Below are 23,443 nucleotides of genomic sequence, written 5' to 3'. Positions count from 1 at the left end.
GGAGAGAAGTCTATGACAATGTGGATCATACTCTTTGCCTCTTTATTTATACTTTTTGCCATCGCAGAGGAAGTAATCTATTATATCTTGCGTACTAGAGTAATAGAGAATAATCATCCAGCAAAAGAAGGGAAAATAAAATCTCTCTATAAAAAGGTCAAATTAAAGCTTAGTCCTTCCTAGGGTCGAGCTTTTTCTTTTATGGCTTTAACAATTACTCCTCCGATTCTACTATCATTCTACCAAAGTTTGTTAAGAACAGGTATCTGGTTTCCCGAGGTCCTCCTTTCAGCGTTTAAAGTGAATGAAGAGCGTCCATATGTTAAGATTAATACTACTTTTATGAGGATTCTTGAAAGGGTGATGACATTGAGAATTGACTTAAATTGTGATTTAGGAGAAAGTTTTGGTGCTTATACCATCGGGCAAGATGAAGAAATGATGAAATATGTATCTTCTGTCAATATTGCATGCGGTTTCCACGCTGGAGATCCCCTGGTCATGATGCAGACCGTAAAACAGGCCCTGAAGAATGGTCTGAAGATCGGGGCGCATCCTGGATTGCCAGATCTTCAGGGATTCGGTCGGAGAAATATACATATTACACACCAGGAAGCATACGCACTGGTTCAATATCAAGTGGGTGCTCTGCAAGCAATGGTAACGGCTCAAGGCGGAAAACTAACCCATGTAAAACCGCACGGTGCTTTATACAATATGGCTGCCAAGGATTTTGAACTGGCACTGTCTATTGCAAAAGCCGTATACGATATAGACGGATCTCTAGTATTATTTGGGCTTTCAGGAAGTGAATTGACCAGGGCTGGGACTGAGACAGGTCTAACTGTTGCCCACGAGGTTTTTGCAGACCGCACCTACCAATCAGATGGATCTCTCACTTCAAGGTCCCTTCCTGATGCGGTACTTCACGATGCAGACAGAGTAGAGGAACAGGTGGTGAGAATGGTAGAACATCAGCAGGTACAAACCATCACAGGAGAAATTATTTCCATTCAAGCAGACACGGTTTGCTTACATGGGGATAATATCGAGGGTATAAGCTTGGCTAAGAGGTTGAAGGAAAACCTGAGTTGAAATTAATAGTTTAAATATTGATAGTGTCGGATAGAAATGTGGAGAAGATATTTTTCTGAAAGGAGTAATACGAATGAAAATAATGAACTTAGAAACTCATAAGCGGGATGAAATGATAGAAATCACACGAAGTGTTCAGGACTATGTAGACCAATCCGATATTTCAGAAGGAATGGCCGTAATTCAATCACTGCATACCACTGCTGGAATTACAGTAAATGAAAATGCCGATCCCGACGTAAAAACTGATTTTCTAAGGCGGTTAGACGAGGTTTATCCATGGAATCATGCCAAGGACCTTCACAATGAAGGAAATACTGCGTCACATTTAAAAACGAGTACCGTTGGTCATAGTCAAACAGTCATAATAAAAGACGGTAAGTTGCTGCTTGGTACTTGGCAAGGCATTTATTTCTGTGAATTTGATGGACCTCGAAATCGAAAATATGCGGTTAAAATTATTGGTACGTAGTATTTAACTTTACAACCGATGAGCCTTAGAACTTGTTCTAATAGACTGCTGCTGTTCGTATAAAGCCTAAGAAGAAGAGACTCCGATTAATTCGGAGTCTCTTCTTCAATGAATCTGTCCCGGTTTTCCTTAGTCGGCAGCATACATGACTCATTCCGGCCGAACCATTTGTAACGGTTTTTGGCTATCCATTTATATAATCTGTCCCTGACAGGCTTCGGAATCCCCAGCAAAATACCTAAAATTCTCCATGGCCACTTTAAACGGGACGCAATTTTTAAAGCCGCAGTAGATTCCAGGTACACTTTACCATCCTTGATAAAAACGATACTATCAATCGTTTTATGAATATTATATTGCTCGATGTACTGCTTTCCGGCTTCACTTTGCAGGGAAGCAAACTTAAATTCCCCACCTGGATCCCTTTGAATGATAAAACGCACTGAGCTGCTGCATAAATTGCAGATGCCATCGAATAAAATGATTCTCATAGATCCGTCACCTCTCTGTTTTCGTATCATAAGTTCTAAGAGGCTACTTCTTGAATTCGATTAAATGATCTGTAACATTATAATCATCCACATTCCAAGCTTCTTCTTTGAAGCGGAGGTTTGTTAAGCAGCCGTTAAAGAGCCGAAATTCCTCCAGCTTGCTGCCATCCAAATGATACTTCTTGATTATCGCATGGATGACGGCTCCATGTGAAACCATCAAAACTTTTTTATCCGGAAATTGTTTATTAACTTCCTGCAACCCAGCTTCAATCCGCTCGTAAAGTTCCTCGTCCGGCTCCATCCCAGGAAAGACAAAGCCGGGATATTTCTGCTCCCTCACTTCTCTAGTCAACCCTTCACCTTCTCCAAAATATCGTTCTTTGAACTCATTCATTTCGATAATTGGAAGGTTATGAGCTTCATTGATGATTTCGGCCGTTTCTTTCGCTCTCCCAAGGGAAGTAGTTACGACCACATCCCACTCCATATCCTTCAGAAACTCTCTGCACTCCTCAGCTTGCTTCCGGCCCGTTTCATTAAGCGGGATATCCGTCTGCCCCTGAAGTTTCCCCAGCAAATTCCATTCGGTTTGACCGTGGCGGACAATACAAATTTGAGTCATTTCTCCCTCTCCCTTTCTGTAATATCTCTGTATAGATGTTTTTACTGATTTTATCACAAACGAAGCCCCATTTGAGAAGAAATATCATACCCCCAGATCTATTCATAGTGCTCCCCTTACACATCCGGATGTTTTATAAATGAACCAAAGGGAAAATAATTAGAAAACAAGGAGGTTATAAAGACTTATGAGACCAGAAGTGGGAATTGACAATCATAGAAAAGGATCCGAGATAAAGGGAATTTTCGAAGATGGCTTACAGAGGGACCTTTCAATGGAAGAAAATTTACTCATCAACAATTGGGTGCAGCATTTCAATAAGGAAGAAAGAGCCACTATCATCAATATGATGAAGGAATTGGTCAATAAACATAAACGCCATGACTAAAACCGAATGGCAAACAAAGAGGAAAGCCCCTTACGCTAGGGACTTTCCTCTTTTTGTTAGTCTGTTAACCGCTCCTATCTAACTGAATAGGGAACGATCATTACAGATCATCTGTTTGTTCTAATAGTCGATCTATGTCAAATCTATAAATTGGCGTGTGAATATCCTCTTGTGCAAGTTCTGCGGTATCTTCCAGTATTTCATCTATATTCATACTTAAAGTACCTCCCCCGGTTGTTAATATGATCTTTTTTCATTTCACGAAGTAGTTGATAATACATAGTTCGTTCATGTGTGATCATTTTTGGGGGTATTTTATTTTTTTATAAGTTCTTTTCTTGGTGAGTGAAATAAACAAGGACCGTTCCTTTTCGCTGCATGCACTTGCTTTCCGCGGGGAGGAAGTCAAGCCTCCTCGACGTTCCGTCTGCGGGGTCTGGACTTTTCCTCTATTTCCCGTCGGAGTCAAGTGCCTTCCGCTACATTACACTCTGTGTTCTTATTGAAGTTAATAGGATAAATCCTACAAAATTGGATTTCAAAAGTACTTCTATAAATAAAGTTATCAATTAGAAAAGTTCTAAAAACTGATATTATTCTTGCTCATTGATGCAATATCGATTTCTATACTCTTCCACCATTTCTTTATGACTTCCCACCATGTTAGATGGAAGGTTGTTGAGCGGGTGAAATTCGAGTTTGATGGATTCTGATTGATCGGCTTTCATTTCACCGTCAAATTCCTTTGTGAAGAAAGCGGTGGCCACAACATAAAATTCATCGCCATTTTCTGCTTTTATGTATTGATCTTTCCCGGAGTATACATTTAACAGGTGCAGATCACCCAACTGTAAATTTGTTTCTTCTTTTACTTCTCGTCGTGCAGTTTCTTCAGTGGATTCTGCGAGCTCCATTAAACCTCCTGGCAGCCCCCATTTCCCGCTTGGAAATCTCCTCTGCTGCAGAAGAACATTTTTATTGTCATCAAGTATGAGCACCACCGAGCCCGGAAGAATGAGAGGCTGGGTCCCTACCAGTTTTCTTAATCCCTCTATATAGCCCATCGACGCACTTCCCTTATATCATTATGTGAAAAACAATAAAACCCAAGAAGCTAAGACGCTTCATTGGGTCATTTCAATCACCGTATGTCATTATCAAATGAAGTTTCCGTGCTGTCCGTGCTGTTCGTCTTATAAGTCGGATCTAATCTTTCAATCGCTTGGATTAGCTTGCGGTCACTTTCTGTTTTATGTTTCATAAAACTCATGGCTTTAAAGATGAACACAATTGTCAAAACAATTATAAATAGTGCAATTCCTAAATACAGAATACTGAAAAGTCCAAAGAAGATGCCGATCCCTTCCATACCTATGCCTGTTTCCATTTATTTCACCTCCACATCCTTATTATATAGAATAACGAATCATATTTACATAAAAATGGCATTCGACTTACAATTTACCATAAATCTATGATAAGAAGTGACACACTTCAAAATGATTACCATCCAGATCCATGAATTCAAAATACGTGACTCCCTCGTCTGTCAGCACTTCCCCGACCTTCACATTGCGATCGAGCAGCATTAACCTTGTTTCTTCCAAAGCATCAGAAAACAAAATCGTTTTTGTTGAGGAAGGACGGACTTTTCCCTCCTGAATGGTTATTGGAGTTTCTCCCGATCCCACCTTAAACACAATATAGCTCTCCGTCTGAAAGATTTCCTCGAGTTCAAGCACCGTCTTATACCACTCGCGGGCACGATCTAAATCACTCACAGAAATATGTACCGTGTCAATTTTCGCAAACAATTGATATCACTCCTTCTAAACTAGGTTAGTTCTTTAATAAGGTCAGGTGCCCAACAAGCTCTTTAGCTTCCCATTTATCCATCGGGGGCAGAGCGACTACCGTTAATGAACCTTTTTCAATCTCTGTTAACCCGCTGTCCCGGATACTGAAAAATCCATTCCCCTCCAGTTTTTCAAGATCAGCTTGTTTCCCTTTTAGAATGATTTTTTTCATCCCTGATTGTAACCATTCAACGAAATCGGACTGTCTATCTTTAAATGATGTGTTGGTCGAGGCCATTTCAATGGTGCTGAGTGTCGCTGCATGTGCCACTTGTGCTGCGGTTTTGCCTTTTGACATGTTCAATTCTTTATTTACGACAAAATATTGGACAAGATCTCTATTTGCCACTATCCTTTACCCCCTTTCATTAATAGGTAATCCAATGTGATTATATATCAATACTAGCTTTTTTCATGGAAGAATGGAAACGCAAAGGGACTATTTTCTTCTGATTTTCACTACTTTATCATGATGTACGGTCACCTTTACCTTCTCTCCAATCCGGTAGTCTGCATACCTGTCACAATCAATACTGTAAATGGCTGTCATACGATGGCTATTGAACTTAATAGCACAACCAGAACCATTTCTTTTAACTTCCTCACCCGACCTGATCCCTTTTAGTAATCCTTTATCTTCCCGGGGATAATATTTTTCTTCAATTGTCATCCACCTTTCACCTTTAGTAGGAATCAGCTCTTTGAAATTCAGCAGGAAGATTAAACACATCAGCGAAAGACTTAAAACAGCAATTTTCACTTTTTCTTTCTTCATGAGCTCCCGGCCTTTCTGTTTAAAATCAACAGAGCCATTATATGAAATGCCAATATAACTGATGACAATTATTTTCAGGTTGCATTTCAGAAAGAAAAAAAGTAAAATCAAAACTAACGAACGGTAGTTAGTTTGGAGTTGGAGGTATTCATGCGTATGAAACAGGACAACAAAAATAGAATTAAAAAAACTGCTTTGCGGTTATTTGGACAAAAAGGATATGAAGACACTTCTCTTCATGCAATCGCAAGCTCGGTCGGTATTAAAAAGCCATCCATTTACAACCATTTTGCTAATAAAGAAGATATTTTTTCTGCTGTATTGGATGATCTGCTGTTCACCGAAACAACCGCCTATCACCAGCTTCACCAGGAAATGAAACAAGGATTGCCAAAAGCAAATCTCAAACAATTATTCGATCTTTATTGCAGTCGATTGATGACTACCGAAGAAGCATTGCTATGGAAGCGGGTCACCTTTTTTCCGCCCCCGCAATTTAAAAAGATCATTGAAGAAAAGTTCTTTCAATTCGAAGATACGATAACTTGCATTTTATCTGCCATCTACGAAGATGCACTTGAATTGAATATTTTGCAAGAGGTCGATAAGAAGGACTTTGTTGCTTCATTTTTGTGTTTAGTTGATGGGATTTTTCTTGAACATCATTACTACAGTGAAGATATCTTTCAACAAAGAATGAATGCTGTTTGGAGAGTATATACTTTAGGGATTTTTAATGGAAAAGGAGAATGAAACATGGGCTGGATTTATGTCATCATTGGTGGACTGCTTGAGATTGGCTGGGCAACCGGTCTTTCTTTATCAAAAGGCTTTACGGAGCCGCTGCCAAGTATTATTACTGCATGTTTAATCGTGATCAGTTTCTATTTTTTTTCAAATTCTATGAAACTGCTGCCGATCGGTACTGCATATGCGGTATTCACTGGGATCGGAGCGGCAGGCACAGCCATAGTAGGGATGACCTTTCTGCAGGAAGAAGTAAATATGCTGAAGATCGGATTCATCATTCTTCTCCTCAGCGGGGTGATCGGACTTAAGATAAGTGACAAGGAAAATAAAGATCAAAGGAGGTCTGAAGAATGGCCTGGATCATATTAATTGCCGCAGGCTTATCAGAGGTGGTCATGGTGACATTCATGAAACTGTCAGATGGATATAAAAAAATGTTCCCTTCTTTGATCAGCTTTGCTGCAGGTGCACTGAGTTTTTATTTATTGTCACTTTCCCTTTTGGACATTCCCGTATCCACAGGTTATGGAATCTGGACCGGTATCGGTTCCGCAGGCGCGGTATTGATCGGAATGCTCTTTTTTAAAGAGGAGAAAAACCCTGTAAGGATATTCTTCATCAGTTTGATCATCATCAGCATTATCGGCCTGAAGACTGTATCATAAAAAAGTGTCCAGTTACCCCTGGACACTTTAATTTATGATTCCATTGCCGACAATCTCGGTTTCAATCTTCGGTATGATTGTGATTTCCTTATAATCTTCTTCCCAATTCACCTTTTCCCACGTTTTAGGATGGAAAGCTATAAGTTCCCTTCCAATTCCAAATAGATCGGCATTGGCTGTCTGGATTGTTTCCACCAGCTTTTGGGATCGCTTTAATAAATCTCCTTGAATTTTTTCATTGAGCTTCTTTACATTCTTCTTATCCTTTAATTTATCAGCAGGATATTCACTGATGGTTACGCCTGCTTTGAGACTGATTTCAACCTTGATATCATCCGGGGAGTCGGATAGAATTTTCATATTAGTCTTTGGTTTTACTATGTTATAGGAAATGTAATCGTCAAGTGGTGTCTTATTTTCCTTATCCACCTCTGAAACGAATCTGGCTCTTTTCCCTTTCTCACCTGCCAACACAAGAAATAAAGTCGACTGCATGACGCTCAATTTTCCTGTCATGGAATGCTTATGGAAGATTGCATTCCCTTCCAGCTCTATTTCTTCTTCCTCTAGAGAAAATAACGGCAGGATAAAATCTTTTCCTGGATCGAACATCATTGTACATATGGTCTGGAGATTCTGCACCCCAACTTCCGATGACCCTTCTGCACTTTCAATAATCTCTGTGAGAAATTCTGAAATGAAGGTATTTTTCTCCCTTAACTTAGAGAGAAAGTCAGAACCTCGTCCTTCAGCGACCGCTACTTTTGCAGAAATAGAACTCGAAGGATCGCGATAGAATACGTCCAGGAATTGGTATATATCTTTTTTCACCAAATCTTCCCCCAGTAGGAAAACCCTGTTCTTGGAAGGCTCGAAATTACCGTTTATTTTCCGGTCCATGTTCATTCTCGTTTCTCTTATGGTTTTCCCCTCCGCAGTTATTTCTACATTGGCACCCATCTCCCCATGGAAATCCCGCGTAATCGCAGTAGTGAAAATTCTATCATCTTCTATCAGATCGAATGATGAAGAATAAATAAGCCTTGAATCCTTCAACAACCTTTGATCCCAGCAGCCTGTCAGTGCAAGGTGAAATAAAAGTAAAATACCCGCTACCTGGAGTTTTTTGTTCATGCACTTTCACCTTCCTTTTTCTTAAAGATAAGCGATATTCCCAAAAATAGTATCGGAATAGCCAATACAAACACATAAGAAAAATTGAGCACCCAAGTATTAAGTATGTCCATTTCCTCTGGCTTCTCAGGTAATAGTGCAATGATATAAGCAGAAAAACCCCAAAATACTGTGCAGTGAACCCTTTTGATTTTTTTAACCCTCTTGAATAGCAAACTGCAGTTCTCTGTGATCAGAAACAAGTAACTGGTTAAGGAAGTGATAACATTTACGATCCAAAGTGACGCAAACAAAAGGTCGACCCTTTCGATAACTTGCAAGTATAGAGATTTAACATAATATAAGACCGGCTGAGGGACGATCTTCAATTCCTCAGGACTGAAAGTCACCACGCTTGAAATGGTCAAGAAGGTGTACACCAATGTGACAAATAGATTGGCTGAGCTGACAGATTTTAATACCGCCCAATCTCCATTGTTCTTGAAATAAGGGTATAATATTAACAGCAGTTCAAATCCAAGCATTGAAAAGTATGCTTCCTTCGCTCCCTTTAGCATTGTCACGCCCCCTGTTGCCCCTATCGGAAACAGATAGCGCCAATCGACGGGATAGATGAACAATACGACGATCGAAACGATGATCAACAAAAAAATCAAGCCGGATACAACCACATACACATTGCTGATTTCCATTACTTTTTCTTTCCCTAAATAGATACCAGGTAGAAGCAGCATCAGCATGACGACCCATTCAGGAGTCAGGACCAGAGCCCAGGTTTTTATAATGGCAGTCGCAAACATCATTATGAGACTGGTTACAAGCACTCCATAAATGAGATAGCCGATATTAATCACCACCCCGATGACATTCCCTGCCAGGAGTTTGGAGTATTCGAAGATTGATTTTGAAGGAAATCTCCGTGCCAGCAGCCATAATATGGTGATGATGACTTGAACTATTCCTCCAGCAATTAATACCGAAATCCAAGCATCGTTCTTCGATACTAAGAACACGTTGAAAGGTAGACCGAGTATCCCTACGCCTATTTGAGTTTGAATAATAAAAAAGGTTAATTGGATAGAAGTAAGTTTAATCTGTTTTTTCATCTTGTTTCCACCCTCTTGAGGCCGACGATGCCCTCCATTTGTATTGAGTCTTCAGATCATCCGGTCTGGTCTTTAGAGTCCAAATCGGCACCCTGATGAGTATGTCTTTCAGCCTGCCTATGTCGAGAGGTGCCATTGGATAAAGGTAGTGATGTCCAAAAGATTTAAGCTTAGACAGGTGAATGAAGATGAGCATCAAGCCGATGACAATGCCAAAGATTCCAAAGAATGCTGCCATCAGCATGAGTGGGAAACCTAATATCCTTAGTGATGTACTCAGTTCATTTGAAGGAATGACAAATGAGGAAATGGCCGTTAGTGCGACCACGATAACCATTGTATTCGATACAAGGTTGGCTTCTACCACAGCCGTTCCGATGACGAGACCTCCGACTACACCGATCGTCTGTGCAATAGGATTTGGTAATCTTATGGAAGCTTCACGAAGCAATTCAAGTGTCAGCTGCATAATCATCGCTTCAATCAGGGGAGGAAAAGGAACATACTCCAACGAACTTTTAATGGAAAATATGATTTCAACCGGGATGATTTCATAATTAAAGGAGATGACTGCAATATAAACAGCAGGCAGACATAGTGCAATGATAAAGCTGAATAACCTTACAATCCGAAAAAAGGAACTGATGAATGAACGGTTATTATAATCCTCTGTTGTTTGCAGGAAACTGAAAAATGTCACAGGAAAAATGAGAACCGTCGGACTTCCTTCCATGACAAGTGCCACTCTGCCCTCCATTAAATTAGCCGCAACCCTGTCCGGCCTCTCCGTGTTTAAGAATTGCGGAAAAGGTGAAAATGAATCATCTTCCAAATACTCTTCAAAATACCCCGGTGATTGGATCGAATCCGCTTTAATATAACTGATGCGATTCTCAATGGTTTTTAATAAGTCAGGATCAGTTAGATTGGATATATAAATCAATGCATATTTCGTTTTAGTCGTTTCACCTACAGTCGCGTATTTTACCGTAACTTTCGGATTTGATATTCTTTCTCTTATATAGTGGATATTCTTCGTTATGCTTTCGCTGAATCCCTGATGTGAACCTCTGATCACTTTTTCATTGATAGGTTCATTGAGTGTCTCATCAATTTTCGGCATGCACACAAGGTACATAAGTTCCGACCCTTCTGTCATGATCAGACAATGACCGTCCACCATTGCACCCAAAGCTTCGTCGATACTCTTTGTGCTAATGATTGAATTGGCACTTATTACATTTTCAAGCTCTCCATGTCTATTTTCATTGATAGGTTTGATAATGTAGGATTGTAAATTCTTATTATCTATTACAGAATCAACGAACAAGATAATGAGAGCTTTTTCATTGAAGGTCAGCTCCCTAGTTTTAAAATCATCGGTGCTAAATAAACCTTGTTTAATTACTTCGATCTTCTCTTCAAGGTTCTTTGAATACACCTTTTCTGTATCAATGAGCTGCTTAACCCTTCTTTTATTCTTCCTTTCAAATCCACTCATCCTAACACCTTCAATTGGTCTAGTTTCTTAATAGGTTCTCCACGAAAAAGGCTCTTATGCATATCCAAGCCAAACCACAAAGAAACTTAATTGATTGAATATAAGGCCTTCATCCCTCCTATTTCTTCTAGAATGACGTGAAACACTTCCTCGAAATCTTTGATGTTTCCTTGCTTGTTTCTGCGGCAGTTCTTTAAATGATCTTCTATTCGTACCAACTCATCATTGGTTTCTTTAAATAAAGATGGAATCGTGTTTAGAGCAACCTCGCTGACTCCTTTCTTTTTTAGCTGCAGGACTTTTTCAATATCTTCTTTAAACGCTTCCTTCAGCTCTAATTCACTTAACATGGCAGAGAGGTTATTCGGAGGAGAAGATTGAAATTTCTCTATCCACAGGCACGAGAGGACCGGCCGTATTACATTCAACCATTTTTTCACATCGGTAAAAGGCTGCTGGGAAACAAATCTCATGTTCTTCGTGGCCATTTGGTAATAATGACTTGTTACTGTGAAGGGTGAAAAACCTTTTATCGCCAAATCCCTTATTTTTCCGACTGTCTGGTGCTCGAGATAAATGTTTTCTTCTGTCAACCATTCCAGTGCTGAGGGATTTGACTTGTGAAGGAGCGATAATGCTTTCTTTATATCCCAACCGACGAAATCAACCTCGTTTTGTTGGATTTCGATAACATCTTTTTCATGGTGAAGAGACAAATAATGACGTACAGGCTGTACATATATAAACCTGACATCGTAGTCACTGTGGTCTGATTCATATCCCCAGGCTCTGCTGCCTGCCTCCACGGCATAAAGAATCTTCACACCGTGTTGTTTTTCAATTTCTGAAAGTATACGCATTATTCGGTCCATAAGGCTGCATTATTCCTTTCTTGAATAGATATTAGTAGTAGTTTATCCCATCATTTTGTTATACTTGATAGAAACATTATAAATACGGCATATGGAATAGTCTGGATATTTACATAGCTACTATCACTATTAAACAGATTCAGAGGTGAAACGATTGAATAGAAAAAAATTTTACTCATGGAGTCTGCAGATTCTCATCATTTTAACAATTATTTATGTGGGAACGAAGATTTCATTTTTATTCGAGCCGATAGGCGTCCTTTTTTCAACACTGTTTTTCCCGATCATCATTTCGGGCTTTCTTTATTTCTTGTTGAACCCTTTAGTCAACTTGCTCGAAAAGGCAAAGCTGCCGAGGACTCTTGCTATCATTGTCCTTTATGCTCTAATCATCGGTCTTCTGGCCCTTATAATCGGAAATATCGCACCGATCATTTCAAGACAGGTGACGGGTTTGATCAACGAATTACCCGAATATGTAAAACAAACCCGGGATTTTATCGGATATTTATCTCAAACAGAACAATTTAAGTGGATGATGAATCAGGATTATGTTTCGATAAAAGATATCGAGAAACAGCTGGCTGATTTCGCCAATACCCTTCCCGATAATATTACAGCGGGTATCAAAGGCTTCTTCAGTATCCTGACGAGCATCGCCATCACGATTGTGACTGTTCCTTTCTTGTTATTCTTCATGTTCAAGGACGGTCATAAGCTTCCAAAGGCGATTTCTAAATTTCTCCCTCCTTCTTATCGGGAAGAAGGGTTAAAGACGGTTAAAGATACAAATGAAACGCTTGCTGCCTATATTCAAGGACAATTGCTGGTTGCATTATTTGTAGGAACACTCACCTTTATTGGCTACTTGATCATCGGTCTTCCTTTCGCCCTTGTCATGGCATTGATTGGTGCAGTTACGAACATCATTCCCTACCTTGGACCTTTCCTAGGTGCCGCTCCGGCTGTGATCGTTGCTCTATTTGATTCACCTACTAAAGCGATACTTGTCATTGTAGTGATCACCATCGCACAGCAAATCGAAGGAAACGTCCTGTCTCCTCTGATACTGGGAAAGAGACTGGATACCCATCCGGCAACGATTATCATTCTATTGCTAGTCGCAGGAAACTTAGCAGGAATACTCGGAATGATCTTGGCAATCCCTACCTATGCAGTCGCGAAAACGATTATTTTAAATCTCATCAAATTTATCAAACTTCGGCGCTCAGGATTTGATGAACTAAGACGAGAATAAAGCACAAAAAAGTTACAACCTATCACGGTTGTAACTTTTTTTTCATTTTCCCGAAAAGTAACAGAAGTTCTTATTCTGCCACTTAACACAGCCTACAGTATACAATATGATCACGAAATTTTCTTTGAGTCTCTTACCTCTTTCTGAAATGAAAGTACCATTCCATAGGTCATCACTAAAAGGATCACTCCAAGCGGAAGAGCCGTTATGATGGTCGCTGCCTGCAAACCGCTTATTCCACCCGTTCCCATCAAGATGGCCGCGATTGCTGCCAGAATGATCCCCCAGCTGAATTTAACAAAGAACGGAGGATTTAAGCTTCCATTGGATGTTTGCATTCCAAGCACGAAGGTTGCTGAATCTGCGGACGTAACAAAAAATGTAATGATAAGGAAGAGAGAAATGACGGATAACAGCCCGCTTAGCGGCATTTGGTCATATACATAAAACAATGCAGTTTCAAGACTCTGTCCGGCTACATCCACCCCTTGAACAACATCAAAATACAAACCTGTCCCGCCGAAAACGCCGAACCACAGTGCACAAACCAGCGTAGGCACGATAATAACAGCCACAATAAACTCCCGAACCGTCCTGCCCTTCGATACCCTCGCGATAAATGTTCCTACAAAAGGTGTCCAGGAAATCCACCATGCCCAATAGAAAATCGTCCAATCCTTAACCCATTGATTATTTTCCTCGTGAAAAGGAGAAAACCTGAGCCCCATGCTTGGAAGTTTCTGTACGTAGCTTCCGAAAGTGGTCAAAAATAATTCGAGAGCAAATTGTGCAGGTCCTAAAAACAAGAAACTAAAGAATAAGACAACCGCCAGGATCATATTGGCATTACTCAAATATTTAATCCCCTTGGAAAGTCCTGATGCTGCAGAGGAAATAAACAATACTGTGGCAATCCCCATAATGATAAGCTGTACGTTAAAGCTGATCGGAATATCAAGAAGATAATTCAAACCGCTGTTGATTTGCTGCGCCCCGATTCCGAGTGAGATGGCTACACCGAATATCGTGGCAAATACTGCGATGATATCGACAATATAACCGATCGGCCCCTGGATTCTGTTTCCAATGACAGGATACAATGTCGCACTCATTAGCCCCGGCAGATCTTTCCTGAATTTATAATAAGCAAGAGCCAGGGCTACCACAGCATAAATCGCCCATGCATGAAATCCCCAATGCAAAAATGTGTAGCGAAGGCCGACTTTCGCAGATTCAATCGTATTTCCTTCTCCAAATGGAGGGGTGGCATAATGCGAGACAGGTTCCGATACCCCGTAGAATAAAAGTCCGATTCCCATACCTGCACTAAATAACATGGCAAACCAGGTAGCTGTTGAATATTCAGGTTTGTCATGCTCTTTACCGAGTTTGATTTTCCCATATTTGCTGAAAGCAAAAAATATCGCTATCACGAAAAAGAATGTTGCCGAGAACTGATAAAACCATCCGAATTTATCAAGCAGAGTCCCCTGCAGATTAGTCATCACATTAATCAGGTTTTCCGGGAAGATCACCCCCCATAAAACAAAAATGACTCCAATTGAGATGGATATCCAAAACATTGGTGTAAATTTATTCAAACTAATTCCCCCTTCTTTCCACTGGTTGGCACTCTCAGATAGGATGAGCAAATAAGCACAAACTTAGTAATTCCCAAACCCCATTATGTTTAATCAATGTAACAATCCGAGAAGACCGTTGCTGGAAATAGGTGCATGACTATATTGATAATTGAACACCCCCCTCCCCCGTACAACTGTGTTTATGAGCCGAACGTATCATTTTCAATTATTTCTATAAAAAATTAACTATACTTTTCATGCTTATTGTACGCTTATTAAAAACGTATATAAGGAGGTACACACTTTGATTGAACGTATATTCTCCAAAACATCGGTACTGGTACTTATCGCTTTTCTTTTTACCGGCTGCAGCGCTGAACAACCGCAGTCTGAAAATACTTCCCAAACCTCCTCTCCAAACACACCCGTGGAGTTATCGGTAAGTGAAGCCTTGATGATGCAGGATGGAAGTCAGGGTACTGTAATAGGCTATGTAGTCGGTCAGCCTATATCGGAAACGACGATTCTCACTAAAGACTATTCGAATGATTATGCCATCGCTTTAGCTGATTCAGCTGGAGAGACAGATATAAAGCAAATCCTATTCGTACAGGTTTCATCGGGATTCAGACATTCATTCGGACTGCAAAGCAACCCTTCCCTGCTTGGAAAGAAACTATCTATTTCAGGTACATTAAAGAACTATTTTTCTCAACCTGGTCTGAAAACCCCTGAAGAAATTAAACTTGTTAGTGAATCCGATCCCATTGAAGACCCTGAGATTCCGGATTCGCCGCCAAAGCTTGAAGAATACTACCGGGAGGCTGAAGGGAAAACAGGGCAGGATTTAAAACGCACGCTCCATGACATTATTGATGATCATACTGAACTTTCTTACAGTGCAGTTTGGGAAGCATTAAAAAACACAGATGAAGACCCGGATAATTCAAAACACGTCATACTCTTCTACACAAGGCGGTCCGAACCGAAAACACATAATGGTGGAAATATAAATGACTGGAACCGGGAACACGTCTGGGCCAAGTCGCACGGAAATTTCGGTACCTCGAGAGGGCCTGGAACGGACCTTCATCATCTGCGACCGACGGATGTTACCGTTAATTCATCAAGAAGCAACCTGGATTTTGATAATGGAGGATCTCCTCACCCTGAGGCCCCGCTCACATTCTATGACAAGGATTCCTGGGAACCAAACGAATCCATCAAAGGAGATGTTGCACGTATGCTCTTCTATATGGATGTACGGTATGAAGGAGACAGCGGGGAACTGGACCTTGCGCTGAACAATGAGGTTGAAAACAACAAAAAACCTCTTCATGGAAAATTGTCGATATTATTGGAGTGGCATGAAGAAGATCCAGTTGATTTATTTGAAAAAAGGCGAAATGAGATTATTTATGAACGTTATCAAGGGAACAGAAATCCATTTATAGACCATCCGGAGTGGGTGGATGAGATTTGGTGATAGTAAATACGAAAATCAAGCTGATGCCAGAGATTGACTCTTTCGCATCAGCTTTTTAAATCATATTAAGAGAATTCGGGTCTACTTGTGGCGAGTTGGAGCTCTTTTTTAGGTTTGAGGCACTGGAAGGAGATATTTTAAGGGATTTTATTAAGAGTGAAACAAGTGATGAATCATTTACGTTCCATTTTCCAGATTTATGATCCATTCTAAAAATATACGATCCATTTCTCCCATTTATGATCCAATCCTCAAATTTATGATCCATTTTCCAAATTTATGATCTTTTAATAATTATTATAAATAATAAGCACTACCTGATCATTAAAAGATTCAATGTATAGATAAAGGTTCTGAATGTTAAATACCCCTGTCATTTTCCCAGCCTAGTCTTACATCCACCCATTATCAGAAAGCCTCCATTTAACAAAACCAAGATAAAAGGAAAGTTTCTTGAATAATTCCCTCTCATCCGGGCAAAGTAAGGATGGACGGAGGTGATAACCATGACTAACAACAACCAAAAGCCACAACAACAAAAAAACCAAGCAGAATTTGCTCAAGAGCAAAACGCTGCTGAGAAAGCTCGTAAAGCTGCTCAACGTCAACAACAGCAACAACAGCAACAAAACCAAAACAATCAGTAATCAGACATATAATTCAAAGCTGTATACTTAATGAAAGAGAAAGAGACCGGTATTCCCGGTCTCTTTCTCTTTCATTAATCTATTATCGATATACCGCATCTTTTAGAAAACAACAAAGTATACGTAATGATTAGACAAAAACTACTTAACACTGCCAGAATGTTTCACTTTTTTATTAAATGGTTTGTACGCAACAAGCAGAGCCATTACAGCTGCTATGACATTGATCATTGTACCTATTATCGGATGACCGGTATAGCTTCCGTCTGTATAGAAATAGGTAAGGATCAACCCTGTAATGATACTTAGAAGAATACTGGTCCCTACGAATACACCTGCAAAGATAAAAAACTTTTTAAAGTAACTCCACATAATCAATCACCTCTCTTTAATGAATGTTAATTAAAAGATAATATTATTATGTAAACTTCATGAGGTAATACATCAAAAAAACAGAGCACGCATTAAACGCACTCTGTTTGAAGTTTGCTATTTAATTACTTTTGAACGTTAGCTGCTTGTGGTCCACGAGCACCTTCAACGATTTCAAATGTAACGTCTTGCCCTTCTTCAAGTGATTTGTAGCCTTCGCCTTGGATAGCAGAGAAGTGAACAAAAACATCGTCTTGACCTTCAACTTCGATGAAACCGAAACCTTTTTCTGCGTTAAACCATTTAACTTTACCTTGTAGCATAAAACAAGTACCTCCTAGTGCAGTAGCACATAAAAATATTAATATTCTTGCTTCGATTAAGCTTCAAGACGAATGTTCTTCTATCATGTAAATTTAACCGAACAAAAATAATTATCTATACTATATCAGACTGTTCTTCAAAACTCAAGAAAAGGAAAAAAAATAGGTCGAAGTACTGGAAGTTAATAGATCTTTCCCACTTCCCTTTCTTTAAAATGCATTTTTTTAATCATACGGATCTGCCCGCGATGATTGATTTCATCTTCAAAGACATGAAACCATTTAAAGAAGTTATTTCCTTTCTTGCCATACCACCAATCAGTTTCTTCATAAAGCCAGGATTCAGGAAAACCTTTGAAATGGCTTATCGTTTTGTTTCTTGTCTCCTTTAATCTGTCGAGATACTCACCGACTTCCTTCCCTTTAATCACTTCCCCCGGTTTCCCCAAGCTCAGTGCAGGTTCCAGCGAATCCGCATATCGATCCAACTCTTCATCACTTAAGTCATTAAAGGTAAGTGCCTGATAAATTTTTTCTACTGCATCGAAATGTGCCAGAAGCATACCGATTGAATTCGCTCCGTCGTACGCCCTGTAATCCAATTCTTCCATAGTAAGATCTTCGACTTCCTGCAATGTTGTTAATCTCGCATAGTCCATCATCGATACCAGGAGTGAGAAATCCTTTTTCAGACCGTTTTTTTCCTTAATCAAAAAAATAGTTTCCTGTTCCATTTCCATTTCCCCTTTCTAATCCCCTTTTCTATTATTAGATAAAAGTTATCCATTTCCTTCCTCTCTTTCAGTCTTGGAGTTAATTCAGAAAAATCAAATAATAAAAGTGACGTGTATGATTAAAACGACCCTTGCAGCGAAAATCAATCAAGATAAAAAGAGTAGAGCCTTCATGACTCTACTTTTCATCCACTTTATGTATGACTTGTTCATCTATAAGCCCTTTTTCGTTAATGACTTCTATCGTGACAGCTTTCTCTTCTTTATCCTTAATCACTTTGATTAACTCGTCAAATTTCTCAGGCTGTTTCATTTCAAGCGTGGCCTGCACTTCATACTCTTCAGATTGTTTCAAATTTGAATCACTCTTCAATTCTTTTTCCGTATAAACTAAATCTGTCCCTACAGCATTCCTTATCGTACTTCCCTGCAAGAAGAAACGTGTTTGGAAAGATGTATCGGCTTCCAATGTTCGATCCGTAAGTACTCCATGAAAGGTGATTGTACGTTCATCTTTGTTGATAATTACTTTTCCTTCGGTCACCATCTCAGCCGCATTTCGATTACAGCCAGTTAAGATAGTGACAATGAGGATTGCGATGATAGTAAAGGTTCTCTTCAATTGTATTCCCCCTGCGTGGTGTGTTTAAGCTACTACAATTTAACATCCCTGTGAAAGAAAATAAATACACAACAAAAACAATGGCATCACTACCGTTTAATGATACCATCGTTTTAATCATTCTTTACACGAGAGTTTTCATTTCCTCAATCGCTTGTTGAAGATTTGCCTTGATTTCTACGTGACTGAAATTGATGCCAATTTGTGTGATGGTTTGGGCAATTTCAGGTCGTATACCTGTGAGGATGGTATGGACACCAAGGAGTTTTAATGCAGATATGACCATGAAGATCCGATCCGCAACCATCGTATCCACAATGGCGACCCCTGAAAGATCTATGAACAATTTATTCAGCTTTAACTTATTTGCCTGTAGAAGTGCTTCCTCCATGATAAGTTGTGCTCTTTGGGTATCGATGTTTCCGATAAGCGGAAGTACAGCAACTCCAGTAATAAGCGGCACGACTGGAACAGACAATTCCATAAAAGCACTATTGGCGTTATCAAGTGTTTCTTTATGGAATGTCACGTACCTTAAGCTGAATGAATATACCGCTTGATCAAGAAGTGGATCTAATATTTCCTGCGCTTCAAACACTGTGTCCAATGACATGTCATGTTGATAAGCCTGCTGTTTAATCTCTTTCCAAATTGCCCCCCTATAATGGTTCGTATCTTTCAGTGCCTCATCTAAAGGGACTCCCATATTGTAAATTTGTTCTCCTGTATCTTTTCCCCATTGAGACAACACATCATAGTAATGTTCCTTGTTCTCAAAATCGGCAAGTGCCTTTCCAAAAATAGCTATAAAATGTGCACGTATTTCCAGAATTTCTTTTTCGATTGCTAAAATCTTCTTTCTTTCCTCAACCGGTATCTCACTGAACCTTTTCTCATGGACCTCTTTGGCTATTTCATATTTTTTCTCAATGATTGCTTGTCCAATATTTTTTATATGTTTGATCATTGGTTTCCTCCGTCAAATTCATCTCCTTCTATTTTATCACAGGATAAAATTAGTTACTTTAATAAAGAATTATTTAGACAAAAAAATTAACGGCCTTTGAGGATATAAAATATTTTAGGGTTGAAGTGTATGGGGATTAATTAAGGTGATAGTTTTCAATTAAATCTGTATGATGAGAGAGAATTTTAATAGGAGATACTAACCTTATGGAAAACAATAAAATCCCCTCTCCATATTGTGGGTACTGTTTATGAGTATGATCATTTCACCGCCATCTTATTAGAATGAATCGTTTTATTACAAACGGCTTTTAAAATGAACATTTTTTCTTGAACACTTAGCATTCTCCATGATTTTGCACGAATGATCATAATTTCCCCTCCTGATTTTTCCTTTATTTGTTTAGTGTTTACCTCTATTTAAACGAATGCAAACCAAACAAATACCGACAGCAAGGCAAATAAAAATACTTCCTCCGACAAATCTCTTTGCAGAAGAAAGTGAAAATGAGATGATTCTGTCCATTATATTTGTAATTTGTAGAAAAGAAATTACATTTTCTTGTTTGAAATGATTTCTATGAAGTGATGAAGTATTTTAGCGGTTAATCCCCAAATCACTTTGTCCTCATAATAATAAAAGTGTTCTTTCAGATTCCTTGCCTGCCAATCATAATTCTCCCCTCCGGGAATGCTTTTATAAGGGAAATTTTCTTCGGGCTCTACTGAAAATTTAATGTCATATAACTCCGGTTCCTTCTCTTTGAGATCCTTTAAAGGTGAAGTGAACACTTCTTCCACTTCTGCCCCATTAGGGTTCAAGTCTTTTAATCCGGCATTCAATTTTCCTGCAAAAGGGTAAATAATCGTGCCAAAGGGAGAGACAAGGTAATCCAAGGGATGAATATCTGAAATCAAATTTTGTGATATCCCCAATTCTTCAGAGGTTTCACGCATTGCTGCTGATTCCGCATCCTTGTCTGTGTTATCGATTCTACCACCCGGAAAACAAATTTCTCCAGGTTGTCTCCGCATGTTGAAAGACCTTACCTCAAACAAAATATGTGTTTCATCATTTACTTCTATTAAAGGCACTAGAATTGCATACTCTTTAAAGTTTTCACTGCCCATGACTTTTGGGGTTCGTCCCTTTATAGATTGAATGATATCGTCGCCTTTCATGTCTCCACCCCCATTCAGCTATTTCTTCATTATAATATGAATATTGAAACGCACCAAATGAAAAGGTTGTTGTTTATCCAGCAAAAAAACCGACAATCATTCGGCTGCCGGTTTTTCATCTTTAAAACTCAGTGATATCGTTTCTTCCCCATCCTTGAATACCATCGTCTTCGATGATTCCCAGTGTGACATCGGCTATGTCCGGATCAGCAGTCAACTTTTTCTGAATTGCGAATTTTATGTCGTCCGCTTCTGATAGTTGCAGCCCCTTTTTTAGCTCTAGATATGCTTCTACATGATAGTATCTTCCTTCTTGGATAATTCTCATCTTGAAAATATCCATTACCATGGCGTGTTCAAGAATCATGGCGGCTACCTTATCTTCAACGTCCTTTGGAGCAGCCACTCCAATCAGTCCAACCATATTGTCATACCCCACTTTGAAGGCTACACCGACCATCAGGAACCCGATGATGATCGTCACTATTCCATCCAGAAGCTGAAACGTTGAAAAATAAGATACAATTACCGCTATAAGAGCCAAGACAGCTCCTGTTACAGCTACGACATCTTCATAAAAAACGAGTCTGGTAGGCGGAGAAGCCTTTTTTACATTTTGGATCGCACCGGGGATTATTCCCATTCCCTTTCTGATATCCCTTGCTTCTTCCCCGATTTCTTTCATCACCTTTACCAGAATCGCTCCATCTATAATGATATTCAACAGTAAAATGGATAAATTGAGCAGAATCCCCTTTACCTCTGCCGGATGATTAAGCAGGTGAATGCCTTCTTTGATTGTTTCATAAGCCATGATGGATACAACGATCACGGCGATCATGCAGAATAGATTGATGACGCGGCCGAAACCTGTCGGGAATTTCTGTGTGGGTTCTTTTTCAGACAGGACACTCCCAACGAACACAAACCCTTGATTTACAGAGTCAGCCAATGAATGCATGGCAGAGGCAAACATAGCCCCGCTTCCGCTGACTATGTAAGCAAATCCTTTAGCTATCGCAAGTACAGTATTCCCAATCATGGCGTATAAAGAGGATTTATTCCCTTTTTTCACTAATTCCCATATCGATTGCTTACTCAAAAAAATCACCCCCGAAGTTCTTTTTAATAAAGTTTAGTATCTCTCCAACGAATAAGTTTCATTAGTGAATTGACGAACCATTTTTGCTTTCTTATACTGAAAAAATACAAGGAATTCTCTAAGAGAAAATCATCCACAAAGAAATGGAGCACAAAAATGGATTTTACGATTCAACACCTTTCTTTTTATTTGATACAAGTAGATGGAAAAGGCGATGAAGCAGATAAACATTTTAAACACTTTCAAACATTGTCTTCTGAGCAATATGAGGAAAGCCATCTGAAAACTTTTCTGGATGGGGAATTAACGAAGATTGTAAAAAGGAAAGTTGATCGTCATGCCAAGTCGGACTCAGCCCCAACCAAAATCGGACGGTTTATTGTAGAACCCGGCCACGAATTAACTTCCAATCCAAACTACAATTTATTTCATAAAACGAGATTTGCTGAAGATAAGGAAACATTCAGGGAAGCTTGTGACCAAATTGTTCAAATGTATATCGAAACGAGTGCAATTCGGGGTGGAGCTTTATTAGTGGCGACTGCAAAACTGACAAAATTCTTTGACGATCCATTTGTTTTCATTATGAAATGCGACTTTGAACCAAAGGTGGCGAGAATTACAGATGCATCCACCCTGATTCATAATGTGGAAATGGCCATCACCACCAAAAATATGAAATCCATTCAATATCCTTTCATGCCTGAAGAAGGTATGATGGATTCAGCTGAGTTGAAGATTCATCAAGCTTCACATGCACGCTACTTTGAAGACTTCCTTAAATGGGTTGAATATGAAAAATCAATGCCTGAAATTGTGAAGTCTCAAGTATACGGTATGGTAAAAGAGCATATAGAAGAAACATATAATGAAGAAAGCGATGAGCGTGTGGAGTTCGAACAGGCAATGGAGGAATGGGCGATCAGTCCGAAACGGGAACTTCAGGAACGTTTCTCCACTGATCAGGTTGTCGAGGCTGCTTCTCAAATCGTCGAGCAGTCCCCAGATGTTGAACTGAAAGTCAAGCTTGATCATGTTTCGGTTAAAGCGCTTCTCTCCGATTTTGGTGACAGCATTCATTTAGCAAAAGTGAACGGCAAGTATATACTAATGATCGAAAGCGAGTCAGTGATGTTTGAAAAAGGATTTTCCCCGCTTGAGTTTTTAAAACCAGATGACCTGCATGAAGTGATCCAGCGGATTGAAACAAAAGTATAGTTAAAAAGAGCTTGAAACAAAAGTGTTTTAGTCTTATTAGAACGCGAACTATCATTTTGAATTCCAGGATTCAAATTAGTTCGCGTTTTCTTGATTTGTTCAAGTGTTTGGGTATTTTTTAGATTTTTCCAGCGGTTGATTGGAGTGCAAGACGAAGACTCCTGCGGGAAGAGTAGCTTATGTGAGACCCCGCAGGCAAAGCCGAGGAGGCTCACGGGCT

At 39.5% G+C, this 23,443-nt stretch carries 30 protein-coding genes; 11 read left to right on the top strand and 19 right to left on the bottom strand.

Annotated elements, in window-relative coordinates; all coding sequences use genetic code 11:
* Positions 1–12: 12 nt before the first annotated feature.
* The 3 genes from AAEO50_RS18310 (at position 13) to AAEO50_RS18300 (ending at position 1,567) form a co-directional block, all read left to right on the top strand.
* Positions 13–183, top strand: coding sequence for a hypothetical protein (locus tag AAEO50_RS18310; protein WP_341985769.1), 171 nt, complete (start codon positions 13–15; stop codon positions 181–183).
* A 180-nt stretch (positions 184–363) separates the two neighbouring features.
* Positions 364–1,095, top strand: coding sequence for a 5-oxoprolinase subunit PxpA (locus AAEO50_RS18305; protein WP_341985778.1), 732 nt, complete (start codon positions 364–366; stop codon positions 1,093–1,095).
* A 73-nt stretch (positions 1,096–1,168) separates the two neighbouring features.
* On the top strand, positions 1,169–1,567 hold the full coding sequence (locus AAEO50_RS18300; RefSeq protein ID WP_341985768.1) for a secondary thiamine-phosphate synthase enzyme YjbQ: 399 nt from the start codon (positions 1,169–1,171) through the stop codon (positions 1,565–1,567).
* Between the two features lie 86 nt (positions 1,568–1,653).
* On the opposite strand, the gene AAEO50_RS18295 is transcribed toward AAEO50_RS18300, so the two are convergent.
* On the bottom strand, positions 1,654–2,058 hold the full coding sequence (locus AAEO50_RS18295) for a thiol-disulfide oxidoreductase DCC family protein (protein WP_341985767.1): 405 nt from the start codon (positions 2,056–2,058) through the stop codon (positions 1,654–1,656).
* Positions 2,059–2,101: 43 nt separating this feature from the next.
* Positions 2,102–2,683 (bottom strand): histidine phosphatase family protein, encoded by a 582-nt coding sequence (locus tag AAEO50_RS18290; protein ID WP_341985766.1) that lies wholly within the window; start codon positions 2,681–2,683, stop codon positions 2,102–2,104.
* Between the two features lie 187 nt (positions 2,684–2,870).
* Here AAEO50_RS18290 and AAEO50_RS18285 point away from each other — a divergent pair, with 187 nt between their 5' ends.
* A complete protein-coding gene (locus tag AAEO50_RS18285; protein ID WP_341985765.1) occupies positions 2,871–3,071 on the top strand; it encodes a hypothetical protein in 201 nt (66 codons plus the stop codon).
* Between the two features lie 593 nt (positions 3,072–3,664).
* Here the strand turns inward: AAEO50_RS18285 and AAEO50_RS18280 are convergent.
* The 5 genes from AAEO50_RS18280 to AAEO50_RS18260 form a co-directional block, all read right to left on the bottom strand.
* Entirely contained in the window at positions 3,665–4,135 is a 471-nt protein-coding gene (locus AAEO50_RS18280; RefSeq protein WP_341985764.1) for an NUDIX hydrolase, read from the bottom strand.
* 77 nt (positions 4,136–4,212) lie between these two features.
* A complete protein-coding gene (locus AAEO50_RS18275; protein ID WP_341985763.1) occupies positions 4,213–4,458 on the bottom strand; it encodes a hypothetical protein in 246 nt (81 codons plus the stop codon).
* Between the two features lie 85 nt (positions 4,459–4,543).
* Positions 4,544–4,885, bottom strand: coding sequence for a VOC family protein (locus AAEO50_RS18270; RefSeq protein WP_341985762.1), 342 nt, complete (start codon positions 4,883–4,885; stop codon positions 4,544–4,546).
* Positions 4,886–4,910: 25 nt separating this feature from the next.
* Complete coding sequence (locus AAEO50_RS18265) at positions 4,911–5,276, bottom strand: aminoacyl-tRNA hydrolase (protein ID WP_341985761.1); 366 nt, start codon at positions 5,274–5,276, stop codon at positions 4,911–4,913.
* Between the two features lie 90 nt (positions 5,277–5,366).
* Entirely contained in the window at positions 5,367–5,702 is a 336-nt protein-coding gene (locus AAEO50_RS18260; RefSeq protein WP_341985760.1) for a hypothetical protein, read from the bottom strand.
* A 150-nt stretch (positions 5,703–5,852) separates the two neighbouring features.
* Here AAEO50_RS18260 and AAEO50_RS18255 point away from each other — a divergent pair, with 150 nt between their 5' ends.
* Genes AAEO50_RS18255 through AAEO50_RS18245 form a run of 3 tightly spaced genes read left to right on the top strand, consistent with a single transcriptional unit; the run spans position 5,853 to position 7,117 of the window.
* Positions 5,853–6,455, top strand: coding sequence for a TetR/AcrR family transcriptional regulator (locus AAEO50_RS18255; protein WP_341985759.1), 603 nt, complete (start codon positions 5,853–5,855; stop codon positions 6,453–6,455).
* Positions 6,456–6,458: 3 nt separating this feature from the next.
* Positions 6,459–6,821, top strand: coding sequence for a multidrug efflux SMR transporter (locus AAEO50_RS18250; RefSeq protein ID WP_341985758.1), 363 nt, complete (start codon positions 6,459–6,461; stop codon positions 6,819–6,821).
* A complete protein-coding gene (locus AAEO50_RS18245) occupies positions 6,803–7,117 on the top strand; it encodes a DMT family transporter (protein ID WP_341985757.1) in 315 nt (104 codons plus the stop codon). The genes AAEO50_RS18250 and AAEO50_RS18245 overlap by 19 nt, the downstream gene beginning before the upstream one ends.
* A gap of 27 nt (positions 7,118–7,144) precedes the next feature.
* Here AAEO50_RS18245 and AAEO50_RS18240 read toward each other — a convergent pair whose 3' ends face one another.
* The 4 genes from AAEO50_RS18240 to AAEO50_RS18225 form a co-directional block, all read right to left on the bottom strand.
* Complete coding sequence (locus tag AAEO50_RS18240) at positions 7,145–8,251, bottom strand: Ger(x)C family spore germination protein (RefSeq protein ID WP_341985756.1); 1,107 nt, start codon at positions 8,249–8,251, stop codon at positions 7,145–7,147.
* A complete protein-coding gene (locus AAEO50_RS18235; RefSeq protein ID WP_341985755.1) occupies positions 8,248–9,357 on the bottom strand; it encodes a GerAB/ArcD/ProY family transporter in 1,110 nt (369 codons plus the stop codon). Before AAEO50_RS18235 ends, AAEO50_RS18240 begins: the two co-directional genes overlap by 4 nt.
* Positions 9,341–10,858 (bottom strand): spore germination protein, encoded by a 1,518-nt coding sequence (locus AAEO50_RS18230; protein WP_341985754.1) that lies wholly within the window; start codon positions 10,856–10,858, stop codon positions 9,341–9,343. Before AAEO50_RS18230 ends, AAEO50_RS18235 begins: the two co-directional genes overlap by 17 nt.
* Positions 10,859–10,944: 86 nt before the next feature.
* A complete protein-coding gene (locus AAEO50_RS18225) occupies positions 10,945–11,718 on the bottom strand; it encodes a DNA polymerase beta superfamily protein (protein WP_341985753.1) in 774 nt (257 codons plus the stop codon).
* 166 nt (positions 11,719–11,884) lie between these two features.
* Here AAEO50_RS18225 and AAEO50_RS18220 point away from each other — a divergent pair, with 166 nt between their 5' ends.
* Entirely contained in the window at positions 11,885–12,988 is a 1,104-nt protein-coding gene (locus tag AAEO50_RS18220; RefSeq protein WP_341985752.1) for an AI-2E family transporter, read from the top strand.
* 110 nt (positions 12,989–13,098) lie between these two features.
* On the opposite strand, the gene AAEO50_RS18215 is transcribed toward AAEO50_RS18220, so the two are convergent.
* A complete protein-coding gene (locus AAEO50_RS18215; RefSeq protein WP_425383226.1) occupies positions 13,099–14,589 on the bottom strand; it encodes a glycine betaine uptake BCCT transporter in 1,491 nt (496 codons plus the stop codon).
* 289 nt (positions 14,590–14,878) lie between these two features.
* On the opposite strand from AAEO50_RS18215, the gene AAEO50_RS18210 reads away from it, so the two are divergent.
* Complete coding sequence (locus AAEO50_RS18210; RefSeq protein ID WP_425383227.1) at positions 14,879–16,057, top strand: endonuclease; 1,179 nt, start codon at positions 14,879–14,881, stop codon at positions 16,055–16,057.
* A gap of 506 nt (positions 16,058–16,563) precedes the next feature.
* Positions 16,564–16,704: a hypothetical protein gene (locus AAEO50_RS18205; protein WP_341985750.1), complete on the top strand. Its 141-nt coding sequence runs from the start codon at positions 16,564–16,566 to the stop codon at positions 16,702–16,704.
* A 141-nt stretch (positions 16,705–16,845) separates the two neighbouring features.
* On the opposite strand, the gene AAEO50_RS18200 is transcribed toward AAEO50_RS18205, so the two are convergent.
* The 7 genes from AAEO50_RS18200 to AAEO50_RS18170 all read right to left on the bottom strand — a co-directional run bounded on the left by AAEO50_RS18200 (position 16,846) and on the right by AAEO50_RS18170 (position 22,005).
* Complete coding sequence (locus AAEO50_RS18200) at positions 16,846–17,076, bottom strand: hypothetical protein (protein WP_341985749.1); 231 nt, start codon at positions 17,074–17,076, stop codon at positions 16,846–16,848.
* Between the two features lie 125 nt (positions 17,077–17,201).
* The gene (cspD, locus tag AAEO50_RS18195; RefSeq protein WP_032088076.1) at positions 17,202–17,399 is read right to left on the bottom strand and encodes a cold-shock protein CspD; all 198 of its coding nucleotides are present in this window, start codon (positions 17,397–17,399) and stop codon (positions 17,202–17,204) included.
* 182 nt (positions 17,400–17,581) lie between these two features.
* Positions 17,582–18,133, bottom strand: coding sequence for a DinB family protein (locus AAEO50_RS18190; protein WP_341985748.1), 552 nt, complete (start codon positions 18,131–18,133; stop codon positions 17,582–17,584).
* A gap of 178 nt (positions 18,134–18,311) precedes the next feature.
* Complete coding sequence (locus AAEO50_RS18185) at positions 18,312–18,755, bottom strand: hypothetical protein (protein ID WP_341985746.1); 444 nt, start codon at positions 18,753–18,755, stop codon at positions 18,312–18,314.
* A 124-nt stretch (positions 18,756–18,879) separates the two neighbouring features.
* Complete coding sequence (locus AAEO50_RS18180) at positions 18,880–19,722, bottom strand: STAS domain-containing protein (protein ID WP_341985745.1); 843 nt, start codon at positions 19,720–19,722, stop codon at positions 18,880–18,882.
* 551 nt (positions 19,723–20,273) lie between these two features.
* Positions 20,274–20,903: a CoA pyrophosphatase gene (locus AAEO50_RS18175; protein ID WP_341985744.1), complete on the bottom strand. Its 630-nt coding sequence runs from the start codon at positions 20,901–20,903 to the stop codon at positions 20,274–20,276.
* 121 nt (positions 20,904–21,024) lie between these two features.
* A complete protein-coding gene (locus AAEO50_RS18170) occupies positions 21,025–22,005 on the bottom strand; it encodes a cation diffusion facilitator family transporter (RefSeq protein ID WP_425383225.1) in 981 nt (326 codons plus the stop codon).
* Between the two features lie 156 nt (positions 22,006–22,161).
* Between AAEO50_RS18170 and AAEO50_RS18165 the strand changes: the two genes are divergently transcribed.
* A complete protein-coding gene (locus tag AAEO50_RS18165; RefSeq protein ID WP_341985742.1) occupies positions 22,162–23,223 on the top strand; it encodes a DUF3900 domain-containing protein in 1,062 nt (353 codons plus the stop codon).
* Positions 23,224–23,443 lie beyond the last annotated feature (220 nt).

It is taken from the genome of Rossellomorea oryzaecorticis (assembly GCF_038405515.1).
GTDB lineage: Bacteria > Bacillota > Bacilli > Bacillales > Bacillaceae_B > Rossellomorea > Rossellomorea oryzaecorticis_A.
Note: the sequence above shows the minus strand (reverse complement) of the source record. Positions and strands in the feature narration are given on the sequence as shown.

Bases quoted from the DNA above. Each gene is read 5' to 3' on its own strand.
- AAEO50_RS18240 (WP_341985756.1), bottom strand. From the start codon at position 8,251: ATGAACAAAAAACTCCAGGTAGCGGGTATTTTACTTTTATTTCACCTT.
- AAEO50_RS18175 (WP_341985744.1), bottom strand. From the start codon at position 20,903: ATGAAAGGCGACGATATCATTCAATCTATAAAGGGACGAACCCCAAAA.
- AAEO50_RS18250 (WP_341985758.1), top strand. From the start codon at position 6,459: ATGGGCTGGATTTATGTCATCATTGGTGGACTGCTTGAGATTGGCTGG.
- AAEO50_RS18180 (WP_341985745.1), bottom strand. From the start codon at position 19,722: ATGATCAAACATATAAAAAATATTGGACAAGCAATCATTGAGAAAAAA.
- AAEO50_RS18280 (WP_341985764.1), bottom strand. From the start codon at position 4,135: ATGGGCTATATAGAGGGATTAAGAAAACTGGTAGGGACCCAGCCTCTC.
- AAEO50_RS18205 (WP_341985750.1), top strand. From the start codon at position 16,564: ATGACTAACAACAACCAAAAGCCACAACAACAAAAAAACCAAGCAGAA.
- AAEO50_RS18285 (WP_341985765.1), top strand. From the start codon at position 2,871: ATGAGACCAGAAGTGGGAATTGACAATCATAGAAAAGGATCCGAGATA.
- AAEO50_RS18165 (WP_341985742.1), top strand. From the start codon at position 22,162: ATGGATTTTACGATTCAACACCTTTCTTTTTATTTGATACAAGTAGAT.
- AAEO50_RS18255 (WP_341985759.1), top strand. From the start codon at position 5,853: ATGCGTATGAAACAGGACAACAAAAATAGAATTAAAAAAACTGCTTTG.
- AAEO50_RS18295 (WP_341985767.1), bottom strand. From the start codon at position 2,058: ATGAGAATCATTTTATTCGATGGCATCTGCAATTTATGCAGCAGCTCA.
- AAEO50_RS18225 (WP_341985753.1), bottom strand. From the start codon at position 11,718: ATGCGTATACTTTCAGAAATTGAAAAACAACACGGTGTGAAGATTCTT.
- AAEO50_RS18310 (WP_341985769.1), top strand. From the start codon at position 13: ATGACAATGTGGATCATACTCTTTGCCTCTTTATTTATACTTTTTGCC.
- AAEO50_RS18275 (WP_341985763.1), bottom strand. From the start codon at position 4,458: ATGGAAACAGGCATAGGTATGGAAGGGATCGGCATCTTCTTTGGACTT.
- AAEO50_RS18245 (WP_341985757.1), top strand. From the start codon at position 6,803: ATGGCCTGGATCATATTAATTGCCGCAGGCTTATCAGAGGTGGTCATG.
- AAEO50_RS18300 (WP_341985768.1), top strand. From the start codon at position 1,169: ATGAAAATAATGAACTTAGAAACTCATAAGCGGGATGAAATGATAGAA.
- AAEO50_RS18260 (WP_341985760.1), bottom strand. From the start codon at position 5,702: ATGAAGAAAGAAAAAGTGAAAATTGCTGTTTTAAGTCTTTCGCTGATG.
- AAEO50_RS18200 (WP_341985749.1), bottom strand. From the start codon at position 17,076: ATGTGGAGTTACTTTAAAAAGTTTTTTATCTTTGCAGGTGTATTCGTA.
- AAEO50_RS18230 (WP_341985754.1), bottom strand. From the start codon at position 10,858: ATGAGTGGATTTGAAAGGAAGAATAAAAGAAGGGTTAAGCAGCTCATT.
- cspD (WP_032088076.1), bottom strand. From the start codon at position 17,399: ATGCTACAAGGTAAAGTTAAATGGTTTAACGCAGAAAAAGGTTTCGGT.
- AAEO50_RS18290 (WP_341985766.1), bottom strand. From the start codon at position 2,683: ATGACTCAAATTTGTATTGTCCGCCACGGTCAAACCGAATGGAATTTG.
- AAEO50_RS18305 (WP_341985778.1), top strand. From the start codon at position 364: ATGACATTGAGAATTGACTTAAATTGTGATTTAGGAGAAAGTTTTGGT.
- AAEO50_RS18190 (WP_341985748.1), bottom strand. From the start codon at position 18,133: ATGGAACAGGAAACTATTTTTTTGATTAAGGAAAAAAACGGTCTGAAA.
- AAEO50_RS18235 (WP_341985755.1), bottom strand. From the start codon at position 9,357: ATGAAAAAACAGATTAAACTTACTTCTATCCAATTAACCTTTTTTATT.